The organism is Burkholderia sp. Ac-20345, assembly GCF_017104825.1.
GTDB lineage: Bacteria > Pseudomonadota > Gammaproteobacteria > Burkholderiales > Burkholderiaceae > Burkholderia > Burkholderia lata_B.
Genome location: NZ_JAAGPO010000001.1, coordinates 209,222 through 231,773, shown reverse-complemented (window position 1 = coordinate 231,773; position 22,552 = coordinate 209,222). Strand labels below are relative to the sequence as shown.

Genomic DNA, 22,552 nt, shown 5'->3' with positions numbered 1-22,552 from the left:
CGCGCGGCCGGCGCCGACGTGATTGCGCAGCGCTGCGACGTGCGCGTCGAGGCCGAGGTGGCGGCGCTGGTGCACGCGGCGGCCGAGCGCTTCGGCCGGCTCGACGTCGGCATCAACAATGCGGGCATCGCACCGCCGATGAAGGCGCTGATCGACACCGAGGAAGCCGATCTCGACCTGAGCTTCGCGGTGAACGCGAAGGGCGTGTTCTTCGGGATGAAGCACCAGATCCGCCAGATGCTCGCGCAGCGCGAAGGCGTGATCCTGAACGTCGCGTCGATGGCCGGGCTCGGCGGTGCGCCGAAGCTGGCGGCCTACGCGGCGTCGAAGCATGCGGTGGTCGGGCTCACGAAGACGGCGGCCATCGAATACGCGCGCCACGGCATCCGCGTGAATGCGGTGTGCCCGTTCTACAGCACGACGCCGATGGTCACCGACAGCGATATCGGCGACCGCCAGGATTTTCTCGCGCAGGGCTCGCCGATGAAGCGGCTCGGCCGGCCCGAGGAAATCGTCGCGACGATGCTGACGCTGTGCGCGAAGGAAAACACTTATCTGACCGGGCAGGCCGTCGCCGTCGACGGCGGTGTCTCGGCCTTCTGACGGAACCGGACGAACGGAATCGAGGAGTTGATCATGGACTTTGGCTACACCCCGAAAGTGGAAGAACTGCGCAGCCGCGTGCGCGCATTCATGGACGCGCACATCGTGCCGCGCATCCGCCAGTGGAACGAGGAAGTGCACGCGGGCCAGTATCCCGTGTCGTTCATGGAGGAACTGAAGGAGCGCGCGAAGGCGGAAGGGCTGTGGAACCTGTTCCTGCCGCACCTGAAGGACGACGAGCCCGGCATGGGCCTGACGAACCTCGAATACGCACCGCTCGCCGAGATCATGGGGCGCGTGGGCTGGGCGTCGGAAGTGTTCAACTGCAACGCGCCGGACACCGGCAACATGGAACTGCTGCACATGTTCGCGTCGCCCGAGCAGCGCGAACAGTGGCTGAAGCCGCTGCTGCGCGGCGAGATCCGCTCGGCGTTCGCGATGACGGAGCCCGACGTGGCGTCGTCGGATGCAACGAACATCACGACGCGCATCGAGCGCGTGGGTGACGAGTACGTGATCAACGGCCGCAAGTGGTTCATCACGAACGCCGCGCATCCGAACTGCAAGATCTTCATCGTGATGGGCAAGACCGATCCCGAGGCCGCGTCGCACCAGCAGCAGAGCATGATCCTCGTGCCGCGCGACACGCCGGGCGTGACGATCGTGCGCAACATCACGGTGGTCAATCACTACGCACCGGAAGGGCACTGCGAGATCACGTTCGACAACGTGCGGGTGCCGGCGAGCAACCTGCTCGGCGAGGAAGGCAGCGGCTTCGCGCTCGCGCAGGCCCGCCTCGGGCCGGGCCGCATCCACCACTGCATGCGTTCGATCGGCGCGGCCGAGCTTGCGCTGGAGCTGATGGTCGACCGCGCACAGTCGCGCGTCGCGTTCGGCAAGCCGCTGAACAAGCACGGCACGGTCGGCGAATGGATCGCGCGCTCGCGCATCGAGATCGAGCAGGCGCGTTTGCTGGTGCTGAAGGCCGCGTGGATGATCGACAAGGTCGGCGCGAAGGCCGCCCGCAAGGAAATCGCGATGATCAAGGCGCTGGTGCCGACCGTCTATACGGACGTGTGCGATCGCGCGATGCAGGTGTTCGGCGCGGCGGGGTTGAGCCCCGATACGCCGCTCGCCGACCTCTGGACCTGGGGCCGCGCGCTGCGCTTCGCCGACGGCCCGGACGAGGTGCACCTGCAGGCGATCGCGCGGATGGAAATCAAGGACGGCGAGCCGGGTTCGACGGCACCGTACCTGACGCCGCCGCCGCGCGGCTGAGCGTCGCGCCAGGATGCGCAGGGCCGTGGACGAACTGGCGGCGCCCGCCGTAAGATGCCGGCAAGGAGATCCGGCGATGCGCCTTTCGAAGATTGACCTGAACCTGTTCGTCGTATTCGACGCGATCTACACCAAGCGCAACCTGACGCGGGCCGCGGAGGTGCTGAATCTCACGCAGCCGGCCGTCAGCAACGCGCTGGCGCGGCTGCGCAAGACCCTGAACGATCCGCTGTTCGTCAGCACGCCGGCCGGGATGATGCCCACGCCGCTGGCCGAGAACATCGTCGGCCGCGTGCGCGAGGCGATGCAACTGCTCGATTCGAGCGCGCATGAAGGCGACGTGTTCGATCCGGCGTCGTCGACGCGCGTGTTCCGGATGAGCATGAGCGACCTGACCGAAGCGCTGCTGTTGCCCGCGCTCGGTGAACTGCTGCAGACGCACGCGCCCGGCATGCACGTGCGCAGCTACACGATGGACCGCCGCGAAGTCGCGACCGCGCTCGCGAACGGCTCCGTCGACATCGCGATCGACGCGCCGCTGATCGGCGATCCGCACCTGCACCAGGCGCTGCTCGTGCGCGACCGTTATGCGTGCATGATCCGCGACGACCACCCGTTCAAGGGCGACACGCTCACCATGGACGACTACCTTGCGATGGGGCACATCCACGTGTCGAGCCGCCGCAAGGGCAGCGGGCACGTCGACGCGGAGCTGACGCGCCTCGGGCTGCGCCGCACCATCCAGATGCGCGTGCAGCACTACATGGTCGCGCCGCTGATCGCGATGCGCGGCGATCTCGCACTGACGGCGCCGCTGCGGCTGCTGCAGCGCTATCCGGCGCGCATTCTCGAACTGCCGTTCGAGATGCCGGCCCTCGAATACTTCTGCTATTGGCATCGCAGCGCCGATCAGGACCAGGGCAGCCGGTGGCTGCGCGAGCAACTGATGATGCTGATGGGCGGGATCGGCGAGGCGGCGTGACGGTGGCGGCCGTGTCAGCGTGACGTGTGCTGTCCGTCGAGATCGCCATCAGTTCCGCAACGCCCGCGCCAGCACCTTCGCCACATGCACGGCCTGTGTTTGCGCGCCGTCCTGAATCTGATGCCGGCAACTTGTGCCGTCCGCGACGACGATCGCGCCTTCGGCCCGCGCCCGTACCGCCGGAAGGAGCGAAAGTTCGGCCATCGCTTGCGACGCGTCGTAATGCTCGGCTTCGTAGCCGAAGCTGCCGGCCATCCCGCAGCACGACGATTCGACCGGCGACACCGTCAGCCCCGGAATCCAGCGCAACACGGTCTGCACCGGCGTGAACGCGCCGAATGCCTTCTGATGACAGTGGCCGTGTACGAGTGCTTCCTTCGCATCGATTTCGTGTAGCGGCAGCGACAACCGGCCTGCCTGCTGCTCGCGCACGAGAAACTCCTCGAACAGGAACGCGTGGCTCGCGAGCCGCGCGGCTTCGTCGCCATGACCGTAGGCCAGAAATTCGTCGCGCATCGACAGCAGGCACGAAGGCTCCAGCCCGACGATCGCGACGCCGCGTTCGAGGTAAGGCCGCAACGTATCGAGCGTGCGTTTCGCCTCGGCCTTCGCTTCGTCGACGAGCCCGGCCGCGAGGAACGTGCGGCCGCAGCACAGTGGCCGCTCGCCTTCGCGCACGTTGAAATGCACGGTATAGCCGGCCGCTTCGAGTACGGCCTGCGCGGCTCGGGCGTTGTCCGGTTCCTGGTAGTTGCTGAACGTATCGACGAAGAGCAGTACTTCGCGGGTGGTCGAGCCGGTTTTAGACGACGCCGACATATCCGCACTGACGTTCGCCAGAAACGGCCGCGCAAACGCAGGCAGCGCCCGCTGCGGCGCGAGGCCGATCCGTCGCTTCATCCATGACGCAACAACCGGCACGCCATTGGCGAACGCGATTGCACCACGCATCCGTGCTGCCCACGGCGCATAACGCGGCAGGTACGCAACGAGCCGTTCACGCAGCGTCGTGCCGTGCTTGCGGTTCCACGCGTGCCGCGCCTCGATCTTGAAGCGCGCCATATCGACCCCGGTGGGGCAATCGCGCTTGCACCCCTTGCACGACACGCACAGGTCGAGCGCGGCCTTCACGTCGTCGCCGGCGAGGCCATCGGCGCCGAGCTGGCCCGTCACCGCGAGCCGCAGCGTGTTCGCACGGCCGCGCGTCACGTGCTGCTCATCGCGCGTCACGCGGTAGCTCGGACACATCGTGCCCGCGTCGAACTTGCGGCAGTGCCCGTTGTTGTTGCACATCTCGACGGCCGACGCGAGCCCGTGCGTGATGTCGGCACCGGTGCCGGGCGCGGTTTCGTCGCCGGTCAGAGGATTGCGCGTGACGTTCCACGCCGACCAGTCAAGCGCGGGCCGCAGCGGCAGCGCCGCATAGCCGGGCGCGAAACGGAAATGCTCGCGCGCATCCATCTTCGGCGGATTGACGATCTTGTCCGGATTGAAGCGGTTGTCGGGATCGAACAGCGCCTTGATTTCCGCGAACGCCGCATTCAGGCGCGGGCCGTACTGCCACGCGACCCATTCGCCGCGGCACAGCCCGTCGCCGTGCTCGCCCGAATACGCGCCCTTGTACTCGCGCACGAGCGCCGCCGCCTCTTCGGCGATCTCGCGCATGCGCGTCGCGCCGTCGCGCCGCATGTCGAGGATCGGCCGCACGTGCAGCGTGCCGACGCTCGCGTGTGCGTACCACGTGCCTTCGGTTTCATGCTTGTGGAACACGTCGGTCAGGCGGCGCGTGTATTCGGCGAGGTGTTCGAGCGGCACTGCGCAATCCTCGATGAACGACACCGGCTTGCCGTCACCCTTCATGCTCATCATGATGTTCAGCCCGGCCTTGCGCACGTCCCACAGCGCCTTCTGCGCACCGGCATCGGTCATCTTCACGACGCTGTCGGGCAGCCCGAGATCGGCCATCAGTTCGGCGAGCCGGTCGAGCTGCGCGAGTTGCGCGTCGCGCGATTCGCCCGCGAACTCGACGAGCAGGATCGCCTGCGGCTGCCCGGCCAGCGCCTGTTCGATCACCGGGCGGAACGCCGGGTTCTCCATCGACAGGTCGATCATCGTGCGATCGACGAGTTCGACCGCCACCGGCTTCAGCTTCACGATGTGCTGCGCGGTGTCCATCGCCTGGTAGAAGGTCGGGAAGTTCACGACGCCTAGCGCTTTGTGCGCGGGCAGCGGCGCGAGCTTCAGCGTGATCTGCCGGCTGTACGCGAGTGTGCCTTCCGAGCCGACGAGCAGGTGGGCGAGATTCGCGTGACCGTCGTCGGTGTACGCGCGCGGGTTCTGGCAGTCGAACAGGTCGAGGTTGTAGCCGGCCACGCGGCGCAGCACCTTCGGCACGCGCTCGACGAGTTCGTCGCGCTCGCGCTTCGCGATGCGTTCGACGCCGTGCAGCAGGTCGAGCGTGCGGCGGTCGGTCACGGGTTGGGCGAGCGAGCCGAACCGGCATGCGCTGCCGTCGGCGAGGATCGCGTCGATCGCGAGCACGTTGTGCACCATGTTGCCGTACTCGATCGAGCGCGATCCGCACGAGTTGTTGCCGGCCATCCCGCCGATCGTGCACTGCGCGGCCGTCGACACGTCGACCGGAAACCACAGCCCGTGCGGCTTCAGCCACGCGTTCAGGTGATCGAGCACGATGCCGGGCTCGACGGTGACGGTGCGCGCGTGTGCATCGAATTCGACGATCCGGTTCAGCCATTTGCTGTTGTCGACGACGAGCGCCTCGCCGACCGTCTGCCCGCACTGGCTCGTGCCGGCGCCGCGTGCGAGCACGGGGATCTTGCGGTCGCGCGCGATGTCGAGCGCGATCCGCAGGTCATCCTGGTCGCGCGGCACGACCACGCCGAGCGGCATGATCTGGTAGATCGACGCGTCGGTCGCATAGCGGCCGCGGCTTGCGCGGTCGGCGTAGACGTCGCCGCGCATTTCCCTGCGCAGCCGCTCGAACAGCGGCGACAGCGCGGCGCCTTGCGACGGCACGAGATGAACGGGGCGAACCAGCGAAGGCGAGACGGCGGATGTCATGGCGGCGGTCGGTATTGGGTGAGAGCGGATCGGGCGGGGATCAGGCGAGGGTCACGCTGACGGGCGGCAACCCGGGAATGCGGCCGACGGCCGTGCCCGCGGCCTGAGGGAAAAACATCCCCGTATACGAGCCGGTCGTGACCACGGTGCCGGCCGGCAGCGCGATGCCGCGCCGCGACGCGTGATTCACGAGCCACGGCAGCAGGCGGCGCGGGTCGCCGGCCGGGTTGGTGCCCGGTGCTGTGCCGGCGATGTCGTGCCCGTCGAACGAGAACGCGGGAGCCGGCGCGAGGAACGGAAAATCGTCCCGATAGCCGGTCATCTCGCCGAGCACGAGCGCGCCGTGGTTCTGCAGGTCGGCGAGCTGCGCGACGGGGGCGACGTCCGGCCATTCGCGGAAGCGGCTCGCGACGATCTCGATCGATGCGCCCATCTGCGCGATGCCGTCGAACACTTCATCGTCGGCATACACGTCAGCACGCGGCGCGAAGTCGCGGCCGAAGCGGAACGCGATCTCCAGTTCGAGGCCGAGCGGCCGGAACGCGCCGCGCGGCAGCGTCACGCCGCTCGCATGGCGGCAGTCGTCCGGCAGCGGCGCGCCCTGGATCGGGCCGTCGGGCTGCTTCGCGCCGACTTTCCACGCACCGATCGCGGCGCTGCGCTCGGCGAGCACTTGCGCCTGCACCGCATAGGCGGCATCGGCATCGGCGGGGACGAGTTCCGAAGGCAGCGCGGCGAACGCGATGCCGTGTTGCCAGCCGGCGGCGAGCCGGACGGCGAGGTCGTGGGTAGCTTGGGTCATCGTTGCAGTCAAAAAAGAGGCGGGCGCCGCCGGCGGCAGCGCCCCGTTGGCGTCAGGCCGGCGAGCGATTGGCGGCCGGTTGTTCGGCGGGGGCATCGGCGAAGCGGCTGTCCGGCTGCATGCGGAACGCGAGCAGCACGCCCACGCCCATCAGCACCATGCTGCCGATGAACGGCAGCTCCCAGCTGCCGAAGCGGTCGATCACGAAGCCGGAGATCACCGGCGACAGGATCGCCGCGAGCGCGGAGCCGGAATTCATCATCCCGCTCGCGGTGCCCGAGTATTCCGGCGCGATGTCCATTGGCACGGCCCACATCGGGCCGATCGTCATTTCGGCGAAGAAGAAGCCGGCCGCGAGGCACGCCATCGACACGTAGAGCTGATGCGTGAAGAGCAGCGGCAACAGCGACAGCAGCGTGAGCAGCATGCAGATCGACACCATCCAGCTGCGCGCACGCTTGAGGCTGCCGGTGCGCGCGTAGATGCGGTCGGTGACGATGCCGCCGAGCGTGTCGCCGATCACGCCCGCGAAGAACACCGCGGACGCGAACACGGCCGATTTCTTCAGGTCGAGGTCGTAGCTGTGCAGGAAGTACTGCGGAATCCAGCTCAGGAACAGCCACAGCGTCCAGCCGTAGCAGAAGTACACGATCGTGACGGGCATCATCCGGCGGAACAGCGGGCCCCACGGCACGTTCGCGGGCTTCTGCTTCGGAGGCGGCAGCGCATCGAGTTCGGCCTGCGTGATGCGCGGGTGGTCCTTCGGGTGTTCGGTATAGACGAGCGCCCACACCGCGACCCACACGATGCTGATCACGCCGCAGATGTAGAACGATTCGCGCCACCCGTACACGGCCATCACCGCGACGACGGCGGCCGGCGCGACCGCGTTGCCGACGCGCGAGAACGCATGCGTGATGCCCTGCGCGAAGCCGCGCTTCTCGCGCGGCACCCAGCGCGACATCGCCGACGTGGCCGCCGGGAACGTCGCGCCTTCACCGAGGCCGAGCAGCAGGCGCGCGGCGAGCAGCGACGCGAGGCCGCCGGCCATCCCGGTGAGCAGCGTCGCGGCGGCCCACAGCAGCCCGCAGGCGAGCAGCGTGCGGCGTGCGCCGAAACGGTCGCTGACCCAGCCGCCGATGATCTGGAACACGAGGTACGGATACGCGAACGCGGAGAACACGAGGCCGATCTCCGTCTTGTTCAGCCCGAATTCCCGGCCGAACCCGGCGGCAGCCGTGCTCACGTTCACGCGATCGAGGTACGTGATGAAGTACATCACGCATAGCATCACCAGCACGATGCCGGTCGCCCGGAACAGCTTCATGTTGTGTCTCCTTGATGTTGTCTGGCTTGCCGCTGCAACCGCACCGGCTCTGGGGCCGCTTTCGTGTCGATTTCGTGCCGATGCAGCGCGGCCGCGCGTCGTGCGGGCCGCAAAAGGGAGCGAGCGGGGTGCCTGCGGCGGGCCGCAGGCACACGCGGTCAGGCCGCCGCGCGTAGCGCGGGCGTGTGTGTGTTGGTTGCGAGATAGTCCATCGCCGCGATGATGCCGCTCGCGGCAACCGGCACGCCGGCGAGCTTCAGCCCCATCTCGCAGCCGGCGAGCGTGGCCATCAGCGTGAGGTCGTTGCAGTCGCCGAGATGGCCGATGCGGAACATCCTGCCGCGCATCTTGCCGAGCGCCTGCCCGAGGGACATGTCGAAGCGTTCGTAGATCAGCTTGCGCACGGCGTCCGCGTCGACGCCGTCGGGCATCATCACGCCGGTCAGCACCGGGCTGTAGACGGCCGGGTCCGCGCACTGGATCTCGAGGCCCCATGCGCGCACCGCGCGGCGCGTCGCTTCCGCGAGCCGCTGGTGGCGCGCGAACACGTTGTCGAGCCCTTCGCCGAGGATCATGTCGAGCGCTTCGGCCAGCCCGTACAGCAGGTTGGTGTTCGGCGTGTACGGCCAGTAGCCGTTCCTGTTCGCTTCGATGATCTCGTGCCAGCCCCAGAACGCACGCGGCAGCGTCGCGTGCTCGCTGGCGGCGAGCGCCTTCGGCGACACCGCGTTGAAGCTGATGCCCGGCGGCAGCATCAACCCCTTCTGCGAGCCCGACACCGTCACGTCGACCCCCCATTCGTCATGGCGGTAATCGGCGGACGCGAGCCCCGAGATCGTGTCGACCATCAGCAGCGCCGGGTGGCCGGCCGCGTCGATCGCGCGGCGCACGGCCGCGATGTCGGACGTGACGCCGGTGGAGGTTTCGTTGTGCACCACGCACACGGCCTTGATCACGTGCGCGGTGTCGGCGCGCAGGCGCGCTTCGATCATGTCGGGCTGCACGCCGCGGCGCCAGCCTTCGATGCCCGGCAGCCCGAGGAATTCGGGCTTCAGGCCGAGCGCTTCGGCCATCTTCTTCCACAGCGTCGCGAAGTGGCCCGTCTCATACATCAGCACGGTGTCGCCGGCGCTCAGCGTGTTGGTCAGCGCGGCCTCCCATGCGCCGGTACCCGACGCCGGATAGATGATCACCGGCTGCGTGGTCTTGAAGATCTTCTTGATGCCGGCCAGCACCTTGAGGCCGAGTGCGCCGAATTCGGGGCCACGGTGGTCGATGGTCGGATAGCTCATCGCCCGCAGGATCCGGTCGGGCACCGGGCTCGGCCCCGGAATCTGCAGGAAATGGCGGCCGGACGGGTGGAAGTCGAGTTGCAGCATGGTCGTTCTGTCTCCTTGGTTGCATTTTGAATTTTGCATGCAAAATACTTTAGCAGAACGATCGCGGCAAAACAAAGCGCTGATTTCGCCGAAAATGCCGGTGTTTACCCGACATTGGCGGGGAGATATTCGGGTCGGGCGAGTTGCAGTAGAATCGCGGGAAGCAAGAAGGAAGGATTTTGCATGCAAGATTTGAATGATCTGGAGCAGGGCGGCGGCGCGCCGGTACTGCCGAAACTGGAGCGGCAGCGGCTGCACGACACGGTCGTCGAGCACCTGCGCAAATTCATCGTCGAAGGTGTGCTCACGCCGGGCATGCGGCTGAACGAGCGCGAGCTGTGCGAGACGCTCGGCATCTCGCGCACGCCGCTGCGCGAGGCGTTCAAGGTGCTGGCGGCCGAGGGGCTGCTGGTGCTGTCGCCGAATCGCGGCGCGAGCGTGTACCGGATGAGCGAATCGGAGATCCGCGAAACCTTCGAGCTGATGTCGGGGCTGGAGGCGTTTTCAGGTGAACTGGCGTGCGAGCGCATCACGCCCGCGGAGCTCGCGGAGATCAAGGCGCTGCATTACTCGATGCTCGCGTGCCGGATGCAGAACGACCTGCCCGGCTACTACAGCCGCAACCAGGAAATCCACGACCGCATCAACGAGGCCGCGCGCAACTCGGCGCTGCGCGCCACGTACCAGTCGATCAACCGCCGGATCATGTCGATGCGGTTCCGCTCGAACCAGCACGTCGAGAAGTGGGATCGCGCGGTGCACGATCACGAGGAGATGATCAAGGCGCTGGAGGCGCGCGACGGCAAGGCGCTCGCGGCGATCCTGCGGCGGCATTTGCTGGAAAAGCGCGACGCGGTGTTGTTGCTGCACGCGGAAGTGGACGCGTAGTCACACGCCGCGTGCGCACCGTCACGGCGCGTTGATGGCGTGTGTTCAGAACGCCGTGCGCAGGCCGAGCCCGGCCGAATCGCCATTGCCGTAGCCGCTTGCGCGGTCGCGCATGTAGGCCACGTAGACGTCGGTCCGTTTCGACAGCCGGTAGTCGTAGCCGAGCGCCCAGGTCGTTCGTGAAGGGCGATCGCGGCCGTGGCTTTTCGCGGCCATCACCGATGCGAGCACCGTGCCGAAGCCGAGCGGCACCGCCGCGCCCACTTGCCCGCTATGCGTGCCGAGCCCGCCGCCGTCGATTGCGTCGTGCACGTACTGGTAGAACGCGGTGAACTTCACGAACTTCAGGTCGTAGCCGACGCCGGCCAGCACGGCGTCCTGCTGCGTGAAGCCGGCGATGGATGCGTTCAGGTCGCCGGGCATCCGGTCGAATTTCGCCTGCTGGAACGCGAGCGTCGCGCTGAACGCGCGGTGCCCGTCGTAGGTGACGCTGCCGCCCCACTGGTTCGCGCCGGTATGGCCCGGCTCGTTGCCGGTCGCATAGATCAGGCTTGCCTGCAGCGCGTGTTCGCCGGATGTCGAATACAACACCGAATTGCTCCAGCTGTTGTCGCCGACGAGGCCTTGCCCCGCTACGCCCTTGTACATCTGGTTCAGCGCCGGCGAAAAGCCGAACGACGTCGAGAACGGGTTGAAGCGCACGGCGGAGATGTAATACGGCGTCGTGTTGCGTCCGGCGCGCAGCACGCCGTACGGCGTCGCGACGCCGACATATGCGTTGCGCCCGAAGAACGTATCGCCGCTGAAGCGGCCGGCGCCGCCGTTCGACGGGCGCATGAATGCTTCGAGCGCGAACTGCAGCGCGTAGCCGCCGCCGAGATCCTCGCGGCCGCCGATGCCCCAGAAGCTCGTCGTGAAGCCGCCCGAATTCATCGCGTACGCGCGCGGCTTGCCGAGACTCTTTTGCGTACCGATGTAGACGTCGGCCAGCCCGTACAGCGACACGGAGGACTGGGCCACTGCGTCGTCGGCAATCGTGCAGGCGATCAGCGATGCGCCGACGGCCGACAGCAGCCGGCGGGTGACCGCCGGTGTGAACTGGTGGCGTCGCCTGTTTTTTCTTCGATTCGAATGAGTAGGCATACTGATCAAATGGTCTGAAGGAAGCGAATGGAAAGCGGCCCCGCGCGCAAATGCTTCGCGGCGTTTGCCGAACGACTGACGGCAGGCACCACGCCTGACCGTCAGCCATCGCGAACGTCAGAACGCGTGGCGGATACCCGCGCGGCCCACCGCCTGCTTCTGGTTGCCGGACGGATTGAAACCCGCGATCTGCGCGACCGGTGCGTCACCGGCCGCCTTCTGGAATGCCCCCATCACGTAGACGCTCGTGCGCTTGGACAGCGCGTATTCGACGCTCAGGTTGAACTGGTGATACTTCGGCTCTGCGTTCGTCGCGTGGTCGCGGCCCGTCGTGTACGTATAGCCGGCGCCCACCGTCACGGCCGGCGTCGGCGTGACCAGTGTCGACAGCTCGTAGTTCTGGAACGTCGCGTCGTGCCCCGCGCTGCCCTGCTGGAAGTTCGTGTTCGTGAAGTCGGCCAGCACCTTGAGCCACTGCACGACCTGGTACGACGCGCCCACGCCGAACACCTTCTGCGCACGCGCCGCATCGAGGTAGTTGCCGTAGATCGCGTTCGTGAAGCCCGGATAGTTCTGGTAGCCCTGCGTCGACACGCCCGGGTTGTTGATCCGCAGATAGCCGATGCCGAAGCCGACCGGGCCCGCCGCGTAGCTCGCACCGACGCTGAACGTCGCGTTGTCCGAGAAGCGGCCGGGTTGCCCGCCGAATGCATAGAGGCCGCCGAACGTGATGCCCGCGATCGTCGGGCTGCGGTACTTCACCGCGTTCGAGATCGGGAAGCCGTTGTCGGTGTTGTCCATGTCGTTCGGGTGCGCGAAGTAATAGCCGCCGATGTTGCCGTTCAGCGTGAACGGCTCGACGTAGTCGACGATCGAATCCCACTGGCGGCCGAGCGTGAGCGTGCCGAGCTTCGTGTCGTTCAGGCCGACGTACGCATTGCGCGAGAACGCGAGCCCACTGCCGAGGCGGCCGGAGTTGAGGTCGAAGCCGCTTTCGAGCCGGAAGATCGCGCTCAGGCCGCCGCCGAGATCCTCGGTGCCGCGCACGCCCCAGCGGCTGCCGGCCGTTACGCCTGACGCGAGCTGCACGAGGTGCTTGCCCTGCACGTTCGACACGTAGTCGACGCCATCTTCGACGATGCCGTACAGCGTGACGCTGCTTTGCGCGTGGGCGGTGGCGGCCGCGGCGAGCGGCAGCGCGAACAGGAGTTTTTTCATGATGGTGTTCCGGTGCGGGGTGGTTGAAAGGCAGCGAGCGGTGGTGCGATGCGGTTGCGTGAAAACGTCCGGACGCGCGTGCCCGCCGTCACGATCGAACGACGATCGCGGCGGCGGGTGCGGCAGCTAACGGGTGTAACGAAGGAAGGGCGGTGCGCTGCTCAGTCGCGATACGCGCGCAGCAGCGTATCGGCGGCGCGGAAGTCGGGCGTGAGCGGACGGTCGCGCTGGAGGAACGCGACCTTCGTGCGCAGTGCGCGGTACAGCGGCTGCGTGGCCGGCGCGAGCGTGAACGACGGCTGCTTACGCTGGCGCAGGTCGATCGCCTGCGCCGCCTCGATCAGTTCGAGGCCGAGCAGCGTGTAGCTCGCGTCGATCTGCTTCTGCACGCGCTGCACGACGTCGGGCGCGTTCGTCGCGACGTCCTCGATGCCGCCGGCGACCGGCAGGTAGTCGAGCGACACGGGCATCGCGAGCGACTTCACCGTCATCGCGAGCGCGGTCGGCGGCTTCTCCATCGCGCCGAACGCGTGCACGGTGTCCTCGGTGCCGAGGAAGCGCGAGAGGCCCGTGAGGTGCGGGTCGTTCAGCTTGACGATGCGCTGCGCGGAGGCCAGCGCGTTGTGGCCGAGCGCGAGCCCGAGCTGTTCGAACGCGAGCACCCACGGCAGTGGCTCGAAGTTCGCGCTCGGCAGCACCGCGCCGCCGCCGTCGACATAGCCGGCCGCATCCTGCGCGCGGTTCGACTTCGGCGTGACGCCGACCGCGACGCCCGGGTTGTCGTCGCTCGAATTCAGCTGCACCTGCAGCAGCGTGCGCGCTTCGTCGTAGGTGCGATCCTCTTCGCCGAGCAGGTAGACGCCGGAACGGAAGCTGAGCGGATCCTGCAGCGGCCGGTCCGGATCGCGGTTCCACAGGCTGCTGCCCGCAAGCAGCGTGCGCAGTGCCGCGCCCGCGCGCAGCGTGGCCGGGAACGGCCGCAGCGCGAGCGTGTCCTCGCGGAACGGCGACACGTTGCCGTTCAGCCCCTGCAGGCTCAGCGCGAACACGACCTTCGACACCTGCGCGAGACGTGCCATGTCGGTGAGCGCCAGCGCGCCCATGCCGGCCGAGTACGCGTTGGAGCTGAGGATCGCGAGCGCGTCCTTGCCGTACGGGCGGATCGCCGTGATGCCGGCCGACTTCAGCGCATCGGCGGCCGCGACCTTGCGGCCCTGGTAGTACACGTCGCCTTCGCCGAGCATCGCGAGGCCGACGTGGCTGAGGATCGTAATGTCGGCTTCGCCGATCGAGCCGTCCGCCGGCATCGCGGGCGTGACGCCGCGATTGAGGAACTGCGCGTACGCATCGACGATCGCGGGCTGCACGCCGGCGCCGCCGTCGAGCATCGCGTTCAGGCGCGCGGCCATCGCGGCGCGGGCCACGCGCACGCTCATGTCGGGGCCGACGCTGCCCGAGTGCGCGTGGATCAGCCCGATGTTGAAGCGCGTCGACGCGTCGATGACTTCCTGGCTCAGCTTGCCGTGCGCATCGACCATCTCGCGGTCTTTATTGAGGCCGACGCCGACCGTCAGCCCGTAGATCTGCTGGCCGGCCGCGGCGGCCTTCAGCAGCACGTCGTGCGCGGCGACGACCCGCTGGCGGGCGGCCGGCGCGATCGACACGGCTTCGCCGTCGGCGATGCGTGCGATCGATTCGGGCGTGACGGACCGGCCGTCGAGCGTGACGTCCGCGAAGGCCGGGACGGCGGCGAAAAGCGCGAGCGCGATCGCGCTCCGCATGAGGAAGCGTTGCATGAAGCAGTTCTCCGATTTCAGGCGTGACGTGACGTGGAAGACAGCGCGGCGATCGACACGAGCGCGATGACGCTCGCGACCATCACATACCAGGCGGGCGCGAACGGATTGCCGGACCGTTGCGTGAGCCACGCGAGGATCGCGGGTGCGAAGCCGCCGAAGATCGTCGTGGCGATGTTGTAGGACAGCGACATGCCGGTTGCGCGCACCTTGGTCGGGAACAGCTCCGACAGCGCGGCGGGCGCGACGCCCGTGAAGATCGCGACCATCACGCAGAACGCGCTCTGCACGATGATCAGCGCGGCGAGCGTGTGCACGTCGGCGAGCCAGTGCAGCAGCGGATACACCGACACGAGCATCAGCACGGCACCGGCCGTCAGCACCTTGCGCCGGCCGAAGCGGTCGGACCAGCTCCCGGCGCACACGCAGGTGACGGCCATCAGGCAGTTGCCGACCAGCGACGCGATGAACGCGTCGCGCCCGTCGAAATGCAGTGCGCGCTGTACGTGCGTCGGCATGTAGATCACCAGCGCATACACGCACACTGCCCACAACACCGAAAACCCGGTGCCGACCACGAGCGCGCGCGGATAGTCGCGCACGACCTGCAGCAGCGGCGCCTTGCGTTCGGCCGGTGCATGCGCGGCGCGTGCCATCTCCGCGCGGAAATGCGGGGTTTCGTCGAGCGTCTTGCGCAGCCACAGGCCGACCGGCGCGATCGCGAGGCCGAGGATGAACGGGATCCGCCAGCCCCAGTCGCCGATCTGTTCGCGCGACAGCGTGAGCGTCACGCCGGTCGCGACCAGTGCGCCGAGGATGTTCGACGCGGCCATGCTCGCCTGCAGCCACGACGCGTAGCGGCCCTTCTTGTCCGCCGGCGCATGCTCGATCAGGAATGCCGCCGCGCCGCCCACTTCGCCGCCGGCCGAGAAGCCCTGCAGCAGGCGGCCGCACAGGATCAGCAGCGGCGCGCCGACGCCGATCGCCGTGTACGGCGGCGCGAACGCGATGATGCCGGTGCCGGCCGCCATCACGAGGATGGTCAGCGTCAGCGCGGCCTTGCGGCCCGCGCGATCGCCGTACACGCCGATCGCGAGCGCGCCGAGCGGCCGCGCGATGAAGCCGATCCCGAACGCCATGAACGCCTCGACCAGCTCGGTGCCGGTGTCGCCGCGATGGAAGAAGTTCTGCGCGATATACACGGCAAAGAACGCGTAGACGGAAAAGTCGTACCACTCCAGCGCGTTGCCGATCGACGCCGCGGCGATCGCGCGCCCGGCACTCGAGGTAGGGGGCGACACGGCGTCGGCCGTGTCGAGGGGAACCGCGGTTTGCTTCACTTCGATCTCCTGTCCTGTCGTCGTGCGAGCCGGCCGTTACAGCCGGATATGCGGAATCTGCTTGCGTTGCGCTTCGTCGAGCGCTTCTTCGTAGCCGGCGTCCGCGTAGCGGATCACGCCGAGCGCGGTGTCGTTGGTCATCGACAGCGTCAGCCGCTCATTCGCGGCCGCGCTGCCGTCGGCGACGACGGTGACGCCCGCGCTCGTCATGTAGCCGCTGTAGCCGCCGCCGCCCGAATGGATCGCGACGAGATCGGCCATCGACGAACAGCTCATCATCGCGTTCAGCAGCGGCCAGTCGGCCACCGCGTCGGAGCCGTCGCGCAGGTTCTCGGTCATGATGTTCGGGTGCGCCATCGCGCCGGCGTCGAGGTGGTCGCGCGTGAACGCGACCGGCCCGGCCAGCACGCCGTCGCGCACCATCGCGTTGACCGCCAGCGCGAGCCGCGTGCGTTCGCCGTGGCCGAGCCACGCGATGCGTGCCGGCAGCCCTTCGAACGGCACGCATTCGCGTGCCTTGCGGATCCAGTTCGTGACGATCCGGTTGTCCGGGAAGTGTTCGAGCAGGTAGTCGTCGATGATGCGGATGTCGTTCGGGTCGTTCGACAGCGCAATCCAGCGGAACGGGCCGATCGCGCGGCAGAACAGCGGGCGCAGGAACGCTTCGGTGAACACCGGGATCTCGAACGCGCGTGCAACGCCGCCGTCTTTCGCATGCGTGCGGATCAGGTTGCCGTTGTCGAACACGATCGCGCCGCGATCCTTGAAGCCGAGCATCGCTTCGACGTGCCGCACGATCGACGCGCGACTCGCGTCCATCAGCTTCGTACGGTCGATGTCGCGCAGCGCGCGCACCTCGTCGAGCGTGTAGCCCGACGGCACGTAGCCGTACACGAGATCGTGCGCGGCCGTCTGGTCGGTGACGATGTCGGGGACGACGCCGCGCGCGAGGATCGCCGGGAACACGTCGGCCGCGTTGCCGAGCAGGCCGACCGAGATCGGTTCGCGCCGGGCCTGCGCGTCGCGGATCAGCGCGAGCGCCTCGTCGAGATCGCGCGCCTGCCGTTCGAGGAAGCCGATCTGCAGCCGCTTGTCGATGCGTGTCTGATCGATCTCGACGACGAGCGTCGCCGCGTTCGCCATCCGGCCCGCGAGCGGCTGCGCGCCGCCCATCCCGCCGAGGCCGGCCGTCAGGATGAAGCGCCCGCGCAGGTCGTTGTCGAAATGGCGCTCGGCGATCCGCGAGAAGATCTCGTAGGTGCCCTGGATCACGCCCTGCGAGCCGATGTACTGCCAGTCGCCGGCCGTGAGGCCACCCCAGCAGATCAGGTTGCGCCGTTCCAGTTCGTAGAAGTGCTCGGCTTTCGCCCACTGGCCGATCAGGTTGCAGTTCGCCATCACGACGAGCGGCGCGCTCGCATGCGTGCGCAGCAGCGCGACGGGCTTGCCGGACTGCACGACGAGCGTCTCGTTCTCGTCCATCGTCTTCAGCGCGCGCACGATCGCGTCGTGCGACGGCCAGTCGCGCGCCGCGCGGCCGAGCGCCGCGTAGACGATCAGCTGGTCGGGATCCTCGCCGACGGCGAGTACGTTTTCGAGCAGGCGCAGCAGTGCTTCCTGGCGCCAGCCCTTGCAGCGCAGCGTGGTGCCCGAGGTCACTTCGAAGGTGCGGTTCGTCATCGTGCCCTCCGGTCAGCGCGCGAGCGCATAGTCGGCGATCGAGATGCCGAGCGCGGCTTCGACCGGCGGATACACCGCGGGATCGAACACCGACGACGACAGCGGAATGTGCGCCTTCGCCACCCGCAGCACGTGGATCTCCATCCCTTCCTTCAACTGGCCCGCGCTGACGGGGCGGCCTTCGGCATCGAGCGTCGTGATAACGTCCGGGTAGGTCGCGATCCGTTCGCCATGCGAATCGTCCACCGCCATGTGTTCGTTCATCACATGAATGACCACGCGCTGCGCGCCGCTGCCGAGGTAGACGAGGCCGACGTCGAATGCTTCGCGTGTGTATTCGAGCGTATTGCGCTCGACCTTGCCGCTCGCGATGATCTCGCCGTGCGTGGCCGCGCAGATCGCGTCGATCACCGCGCTGCCGCCGCGCCGCTCGGCGTCGATGATCGCTTCGCCGAGCGCGAGCGCGCGGCTGATGCCGCCGAGCGCCGCATGCTGGCGCACGTACGATGCGCGAATCGGGTTGCGGCAGCTCGCGATGAAGCCGCCGGCCATGTCGGCCGCCTTGCGCAGCACCGGCGACACTTTCGCGGTTGCGCCGCGCACGACCACTTCCATGTACGCATGGTGTTCGCGGTTGCCGCCGGCCGCCGCCTGGATCATCGGCGCCGTGCTCGACGCGAGGCCGAGCGAGCCCATGTCGCCGGTCGGATGCGCGCGGATGTCGCCCACCGCATCGACCACCTTGGTGCCGAGCAGCGCGGACGGCAGCCACGCGTTCAGCGTGCTCGACATCCCGTTCTGGCCGATGATGAGCCCCGCGAGCGGCGCGCCGAGCGCGTCCTGCACGAGCTGCGCGGCCTTTACGTAATCGGCGCCGAGCATCTGCCAGTCGGTGAGGCCGCCCGGTGCGCCGATCGCGGCGGCCGTGGCGATCCACGCGTCGTCCGGCAACTCGTCGATGCTTACCAGTTCGGGGCGGCCGATCGTGACCGCGAGCGTGCCGAGTTCACGGCCGTGGTCGGCCCAGCCGCCGCCGCCGCATGCGAAAACCGAACCGCCCTTGACGGCGGCTTCGACGTCCTTCGAAGACAGAATGCGTCCCATGTGTCGTTTGTCCTGAGAGGGAAAAAGGGCTGTACGCGCCGGCCGGAAAGCCTTGTGTGGCGGTACTGTCCAAACGATTCTAGGGACGCCGAATATTGAGCGTTATTGCTATTTTATGGAGACTTCATAACGCGATGTTAAGCGTAGGGTAATCCCGGTGACGCTTGAGCAGCGGATGGCGAGCGGGGTGATCCGTCGCCGTCTGTACGACGATGAAACGCAGGCTGGACAACGGTTTCAGCCTGTTCGGGCAACGAAATTCACGCGGAGGCGGAGAGCGCGTGCAGCGTGTCGATGAACTCGTGCGCGAGGCGCGACAGCGGTGCGAGCACGGGGTGCAGCACGCTGACCGGCGCGGCAATGGTCGGCACGATCGGCTTCACGACGATCTGCGGCCACACCGGGCCCGCGACCGTCAGCTCGTCGATCAGCGCGATGCCGGTGCCGGCCTGCGCGAGCGCGCACGCGACGTGCGCCTGCTGCACCTCGATCTTGACCTGCGGCACGAGCCCTTCGTCGCTGAACAGCCGCCGCACCAGTTGCCCGAGCGGGATGTCGCTGCCATAGCCGATCAGCGGCTGGTCCGCGAGATCGCGCACGGCCAGCGTCTTGCGGCGCGCGAACGGGTGCGACGCGGGCACGGCCGCGACCATCCGGTTTTCATAGAGGCGCTGGCTCTCGACGTTCGGATGCGTGTCCTGCAGGAACGCGATGCCGAGCTCGACCTGCTGCGTGAGCACCGCCTGCAGCAGCACGCTCGGGATCATCGTGTGCAGGATGATGCGCACGTCGGGAAAGCGTTCGTAGAACGCAGCGATTGCGCGCGGCAGCAGCGATTGCCCGAGATTGGGGCTGCACGCGATGCGCAGGTGGCCCATCCGGTTCTCGATCAGGTCTTCCGCGATTTCGTTGACGCGCTGCACGCCCTGGTACACCGCATTCACTTCGACGAACAGCCGCTGCGCTTCCGGCGTCGGGTAGAGCCGCCCCTTGATGCGCTCGAACAGCGCGAGGCCGAGCCGCTGCTCGGCATACGAAATGAGCCGCGAGACGGCCGGCTGCGATACGTGCAGCAGCTTCGCGGCGCCGCTGATCGAGCCGGTCAGCATGATGGCGCGAAACACCTCGATCTGGCGCAGGTTCAGACGCACAGCCTTAACTCCATGTTATGTGGGGGTGATAAATCGGCATGAGACATTCTGGCAGAGCGCTGCCTAAACTGCTCGTGATCAAAAAAGCAGGAGGCGCAGATGAGCGAATTCGAACAGGTGGTGCGCGGCCGGTTGGTCGATGCGCGCGAGGTGGTCGACGACGGCTGGCTCGCGATCAGGAACGGGCGGATCGCCGCGCGCGGCACGGGCGTGCCGCCGGCGGCGCGCGACACGATCGATGCGCGCGGGCAGTGGGTGCTGCCGGGCGTCGTCGACGGGCAGGTGCATGCGGCCAGCCAGGCGAACCAGGAGGGGCTCGGTCACGCGTCGCGTGCGGCCGCTGCCGGGGGCGTGACGGTGATGGTCGACATGCCGTACGACGATCCGGAGCCGGTCGCGTCGCGCGCGCAGCTCGACCGCAAGATCGCTGAAGCCGAGCGCGATTGCCACGTCGACGTCGCGCTGTACGGCACGCTCAACGCGAAGCACGGCCTTGAAGCGGCGGCCGGGTTGATCGACGGCGGCGTGTGCGCGTTCAAGTTCTCGACGTTCGAGGCGACGCCCGGCCGGTTCCCGCGCGTCGAGGAGGACGTGCTGTACGACGCGTTCCGGCTGATCGCGCCGTCGGGCCTCGCGTGCGGCGTGCACAACCAGATGCAGGACATGACGCGCAAGAATATCGCGCGGATGATCGAGGCCGGCGACACGGGCTGGGACGCCTTCCTGCGCGCGCATCCGCCGCTGATCGAGAACCTCGCGACCGCGCTGATCTACGAGATCGGCGCGGAGACGGGTACCCGCGCGCACGCGGTGCACGTGTCGACGTCGCGGGGCTTCGAGTTGTGCAACATGTTCCGGCAGGCCGGCCATCGCGCAAGCATCGAGACCTGCGTGCAGTACCTGATGCTCGACCACGAAACGCACACGAAGCGTTTCGGCGCGAAAACCAAGCACTACCCGCCGATCCGGCCGCGCGCGGAGCAGGATCTGCTGTGGACGCACATCGCGCGCGGCGAATGCACGTTCGTGTCGTCGGATCACGTGAGCTGGGGGCTCGAACGCAAGGGCGACCCGAACGTGTTCCGCAACGCGTCGGGCGGCCCGGGGCTCGAAACGCTGCTGCCCGCATTCTGGACCGGTTGCGAACAGCATGGCATCGCGCCGACGCGGGTGGCTGAACTGCTCGCGACGAACCCGGCACGGCATTTCCTGCTCGACGACCGCAAAGGGTCGCTCGATATCGGCGCCGATGCGGATTTCGTGATTCTCACACCGGAACGTTACGCGTTCGATCCTTCGCGCAGCCTGTCGGCCGTGCAGTGGAGCGCGTTCGAAGGGATGGAATTCACGGTGCGGATCGCCGCCACCTACTGTCGCGGCGCGCTCGTGTACGACGGCGAGCGCATCGTCAATCCGGCAGGCTCGGGCCGCTTCCTGAAGCCGCACGGCAGCCGGTCGATCGCCACCGAACAGGAGCACGCATGAATCCGACGCCTTTCCCGCCGCTGAACGCCGAACGCCTGAATGCGCGCGTCGAGCAACTGGCGCGCTTTACGCGGCCCGACATCCCGTGGACGCGCCGCGCGTTCTCGCCGCTCTTCACCGAAGCGCGCGCATGGCTCGCCGCGCAGTTCGCCGAAGCCGGGCTCGCCGTGTCGATGGACGCGGGCGGCAACCTGATCGGCCGCCGCGAAGGCAGCGGCCGTTGCACGAAACCGCTCGTCACGGGGTCGCATTGCGACACGGTGGTCGGCGGCGGCCGCTTCGACGGGATCATCGGCGTGCTCGCGGGCATCGAGGTCGCGCATACGCTGAACGAGCAGGGCATCGTGCTCGACCATCCGTTCGAGGTGATCGACTTCCTGTCCGAGGAGCCGAGCGACTACGGCATCTCGTGCGTCGGCAGCCGTGCGCTGTCGGGCGTGCTCGATGCCGGCATGCTGCGCGCGACGAATGCCGAAGGCGAAACGCTCGCCGAAGCGCTGCGCCGCATCGGCGGCAATCCGGATGCGCTGCGCGAACCGCTGCGCGCGCCGGGCAGCACGGCCGCGTTCGTCGAACTGCATATCGAACAGGGCCCGGTACTCGAGACGCGCGGCCTGCCGATCGGCGTCGTGACCAACATCGTCGGCATCCGGCGCGTGCTGATCACCGTGACCGGGCAGCCCGACCATGCGGGCACGACGCCGATGGACATCCGTCGCGACGCGCTCGTCGGCGCCGCGCACCTGATCGAGGCCGCGCATTCGCGCGCGTCGGCGCAGTCGGGCAATCCGCACTACGTGGTGGCGACGATCGGGCGGATCGCGATGACGCCGAACGTGCCGAACGCGGTGCCGGGGCAGGTCGAGCTGATGCTCGAAGTGCGCAGCGACAGCGATGCGGTGCTCGACGCTTTCCCCGAGGCGCTGCTGGCCGGTGCGGCCGCGCGGCTCGATGCGTTGCGGTTGAGCGCGCGCGCGGAGCACGTGAGCCGCGCACGGCCGACCGATTGCCAGCCGCTCGTGATGGACGCGGTCGAACAGGCGGCCACGCAGCTCGGCTATCCGAGCATGCGGCTGCCGAGCGGCGCGGGGCACGATGCCGTGTACGTCGCGCCGACCGGGCCGATCGGGATGATCTTCATTCCGTGCCTGGGCGGCCGCAGCCATTGCCCGGAAGAATGGATCGAGCCGCAGCAGCTGCTCGACGGCACGCGCGTGCTGTATCAAACGCTCGTTGCGCTCGATCGTTCGCTCGCGGGTGCGGCGTAACGGCGACGCGGTTGCGCGGTGGGGGCG

The 22,552-nt window shown here is 68.0% G+C and carries 17 protein-coding genes; 6 read left to right on the top strand and 11 right to left on the bottom strand.

Annotated elements, in window-relative coordinates; all coding sequences use genetic code 11:
- The 3 genes from G3O06_RS01045 to G3O06_RS01035 form a co-directional block, all read left to right on the top strand.
- On the top strand, nucleotides 1–603 hold a 603-nt coding region (locus tag G3O06_RS01045), incomplete at its 5' end, for an SDR family oxidoreductase (protein ID WP_205814587.1).
- A 33-nt stretch (nucleotides 604–636) separates the two neighbouring features.
- Nucleotides 637–1,881, top strand: a complete 1,245-nt coding sequence (locus tag G3O06_RS01040; protein ID WP_174967917.1) for an acyl-CoA dehydrogenase family protein — start codon at nucleotides 637–639, stop codon at nucleotides 1,879–1,881.
- A gap of 76 nt (nucleotides 1,882–1,957) precedes the next feature.
- Complete coding sequence (locus G3O06_RS01035; protein WP_174988022.1) at nucleotides 1,958–2,863, top strand: LysR family transcriptional regulator; 906 nt, start codon at nucleotides 1,958–1,960, stop codon at nucleotides 2,861–2,863.
- Between the two features lie 48 nt (nucleotides 2,864–2,911).
- Here the strand turns inward: G3O06_RS01035 and G3O06_RS01030 are convergent, their stop codons facing one another.
- The 4 genes from G3O06_RS01030 to G3O06_RS01015 form a co-directional block, all read right to left on the bottom strand.
- The gene (locus G3O06_RS01030) at nucleotides 2,912–5,944 is read right to left on the bottom strand and encodes an FAD-binding and (Fe-S)-binding domain-containing protein (RefSeq protein ID WP_205814586.1); all 3,033 of its coding nucleotides are present in this window, start codon (nucleotides 5,942–5,944) and stop codon (nucleotides 2,912–2,914) included.
- Nucleotides 5,945–5,984: 40 nt separating this feature from the next.
- Entirely contained in the window at nucleotides 5,985–6,746 is a 762-nt protein-coding gene (locus tag G3O06_RS01025) for a 2-keto-4-pentenoate hydratase (protein WP_205814585.1), read from the bottom strand.
- Nucleotides 6,747–6,798: 52 nt separating this feature from the next.
- Nucleotides 6,799–8,073 carry an MFS transporter gene (locus G3O06_RS01020; protein ID WP_174914483.1) on the bottom strand — a complete coding sequence of 425 codons (1,275 nt, stop codon included), beginning with the start codon at nucleotides 8,071–8,073 and terminating at the stop codon, nucleotides 6,799–6,801.
- Nucleotides 8,074–8,231: 158 nt separating this feature from the next.
- Nucleotides 8,232–9,452, bottom strand: coding sequence for an aminotransferase class V-fold PLP-dependent enzyme (locus tag G3O06_RS01015; RefSeq protein WP_205814584.1), 1,221 nt, complete (start codon nucleotides 9,450–9,452; stop codon nucleotides 8,232–8,234).
- A 183-nt stretch (nucleotides 9,453–9,635) separates the two neighbouring features.
- On the opposite strand from G3O06_RS01015, the gene G3O06_RS01010 reads away from it, so the two are divergent.
- Nucleotides 9,636–10,340, top strand: coding sequence for a GntR family transcriptional regulator (locus tag G3O06_RS01010; protein ID WP_174914479.1), 705 nt, complete (start codon nucleotides 9,636–9,638; stop codon nucleotides 10,338–10,340).
- A 45-nt stretch (nucleotides 10,341–10,385) separates the two neighbouring features.
- On the opposite strand, the gene G3O06_RS01005 is transcribed toward G3O06_RS01010, so the two are convergent.
- The 7 genes from G3O06_RS01005 to G3O06_RS00975 all read right to left on the bottom strand — a co-directional run bounded on the left by G3O06_RS01005 (nucleotide 10,386) and on the right by G3O06_RS00975 (nucleotide 19,772).
- Nucleotides 10,386–11,483: a porin gene (locus tag G3O06_RS01005; RefSeq protein ID WP_205814583.1), complete on the bottom strand. Its 1,098-nt coding sequence runs from the start codon at nucleotides 11,481–11,483 to the stop codon at nucleotides 10,386–10,388.
- A gap of 117 nt (nucleotides 11,484–11,600) precedes the next feature.
- Nucleotides 11,601–12,701, bottom strand: a complete 1,101-nt coding sequence (locus G3O06_RS01000) for a porin (RefSeq protein ID WP_174914475.1) — start codon at nucleotides 12,699–12,701, stop codon at nucleotides 11,601–11,603.
- Nucleotides 12,702–12,862: 161 nt separating this feature from the next.
- Complete coding sequence (locus G3O06_RS00995) at nucleotides 12,863–14,497, bottom strand: aromatic amino acid ammonia-lyase (RefSeq protein ID WP_174997666.1); 1,635 nt, start codon at nucleotides 14,495–14,497, stop codon at nucleotides 12,863–12,865.
- Between the two features lie 17 nt (nucleotides 14,498–14,514).
- Complete coding sequence (locus G3O06_RS00990; protein WP_205814582.1) at nucleotides 14,515–15,837, bottom strand: MFS transporter; 1,323 nt, start codon at nucleotides 15,835–15,837, stop codon at nucleotides 14,515–14,517.
- Between the two features lie 36 nt (nucleotides 15,838–15,873).
- Entirely contained in the window at nucleotides 15,874–17,517 is a 1,644-nt protein-coding gene (locus tag G3O06_RS00985) for a urocanate hydratase (protein WP_205814581.1), read from the bottom strand.
- 12 nt (nucleotides 17,518–17,529) lie between these two features.
- Nucleotides 17,530–18,621 (bottom strand): DUF917 domain-containing protein, encoded by a 1,092-nt coding sequence (locus G3O06_RS00980; RefSeq protein ID WP_205814580.1) that lies wholly within the window; start codon nucleotides 18,619–18,621, stop codon nucleotides 17,530–17,532.
- Between the two features lie 260 nt (nucleotides 18,622–18,881).
- On the bottom strand, nucleotides 18,882–19,772 hold the full coding sequence (locus tag G3O06_RS00975; protein WP_174967926.1) for a LysR family transcriptional regulator: 891 nt from the start codon (nucleotides 19,770–19,772) through the stop codon (nucleotides 18,882–18,884).
- Nucleotides 19,773–19,871: 99 nt separating this feature from the next.
- Between G3O06_RS00975 and G3O06_RS00970 the strand changes: the two genes are divergently transcribed.
- Together G3O06_RS00970 and G3O06_RS00965 are read left to right on the top strand one after the other, a co-directional pair.
- Nucleotides 19,872–21,257 carry an amidohydrolase family protein gene (locus tag G3O06_RS00970; RefSeq protein WP_205814579.1) on the top strand — a complete coding sequence of 462 codons (1,386 nt, stop codon included), beginning with the start codon at nucleotides 19,872–19,874 and terminating at the stop codon, nucleotides 21,255–21,257.
- Entirely contained in the window at nucleotides 21,254–22,525 is a 1,272-nt protein-coding gene (locus tag G3O06_RS00965) for a Zn-dependent hydrolase (protein ID WP_205814578.1), read from the top strand. The genes G3O06_RS00970 and G3O06_RS00965 overlap by 4 nt, the downstream gene beginning before the upstream one ends.
- The last annotated feature ends 27 nt before the right edge of the window (nucleotides 22,526–22,552 follow it).

Bases quoted from the DNA above. Each gene is read 5' to 3' on its own strand.
- G3O06_RS01040 (WP_174967917.1), top strand. From the start codon at position 637: ATGGACTTTGGCTACACCCCGAAAGTGGAAGAACTGCGCAGCCGCGTG.
- G3O06_RS01035 (WP_174988022.1), top strand. From the start codon at position 1,958: ATGCGCCTTTCGAAGATTGACCTGAACCTGTTCGTCGTATTCGACGCG.
- G3O06_RS01030 (WP_205814586.1), bottom strand. From the start codon at position 5,944: ATGACATCCGCCGTCTCGCCTTCGCTGGTTCGCCCCGTTCATCTCGTG.
- G3O06_RS01025 (WP_205814585.1), bottom strand. From the start codon at position 6,746: ATGACCCAAGCTACCCACGACCTCGCCGTCCGGCTCGCCGCCGGCTGG.
- G3O06_RS01020 (WP_174914483.1), bottom strand. From the start codon at position 8,073: ATGAAGCTGTTCCGGGCGACCGGCATCGTGCTGGTGATGCTATGCGTG.
- G3O06_RS01015 (WP_205814584.1), bottom strand. From the start codon at position 9,452: ATGCTGCAACTCGACTTCCACCCGTCCGGCCGCCATTTCCTGCAGATT.
- G3O06_RS01010 (WP_174914479.1), top strand. From the start codon at position 9,636: ATGCAAGATTTGAATGATCTGGAGCAGGGCGGCGGCGCGCCGGTACTG.
- G3O06_RS01005 (WP_205814583.1), bottom strand. From the start codon at position 11,483: ATGCCTACTCATTCGAATCGAAGAAAAAACAGGCGACGCCACCAGTTC.
- G3O06_RS01000 (WP_174914475.1), bottom strand. From the start codon at position 12,701: ATGAAAAAACTCCTGTTCGCGCTGCCGCTCGCCGCGGCCGCCACCGCC.
- G3O06_RS00995 (WP_174997666.1), bottom strand. From the start codon at position 14,497: ATGCAACGCTTCCTCATGCGGAGCGCGATCGCGCTCGCGCTTTTCGCC.
- G3O06_RS00985 (WP_205814581.1), bottom strand. From the start codon at position 17,517: ATGACGAACCGCACCTTCGAAGTGACCTCGGGCACCACGCTGCGCTGC.
- G3O06_RS00980 (WP_205814580.1), bottom strand. From the start codon at position 18,621: ATGGGACGCATTCTGTCTTCGAAGGACGTCGAAGCCGCCGTCAAGGGC.
- G3O06_RS00970 (WP_205814579.1), top strand. From the start codon at position 19,872: ATGAGCGAATTCGAACAGGTGGTGCGCGGCCGGTTGGTCGATGCGCGC.
- G3O06_RS00965 (WP_205814578.1), top strand. From the start codon at position 21,254: ATGAATCCGACGCCTTTCCCGCCGCTGAACGCCGAACGCCTGAATGCG.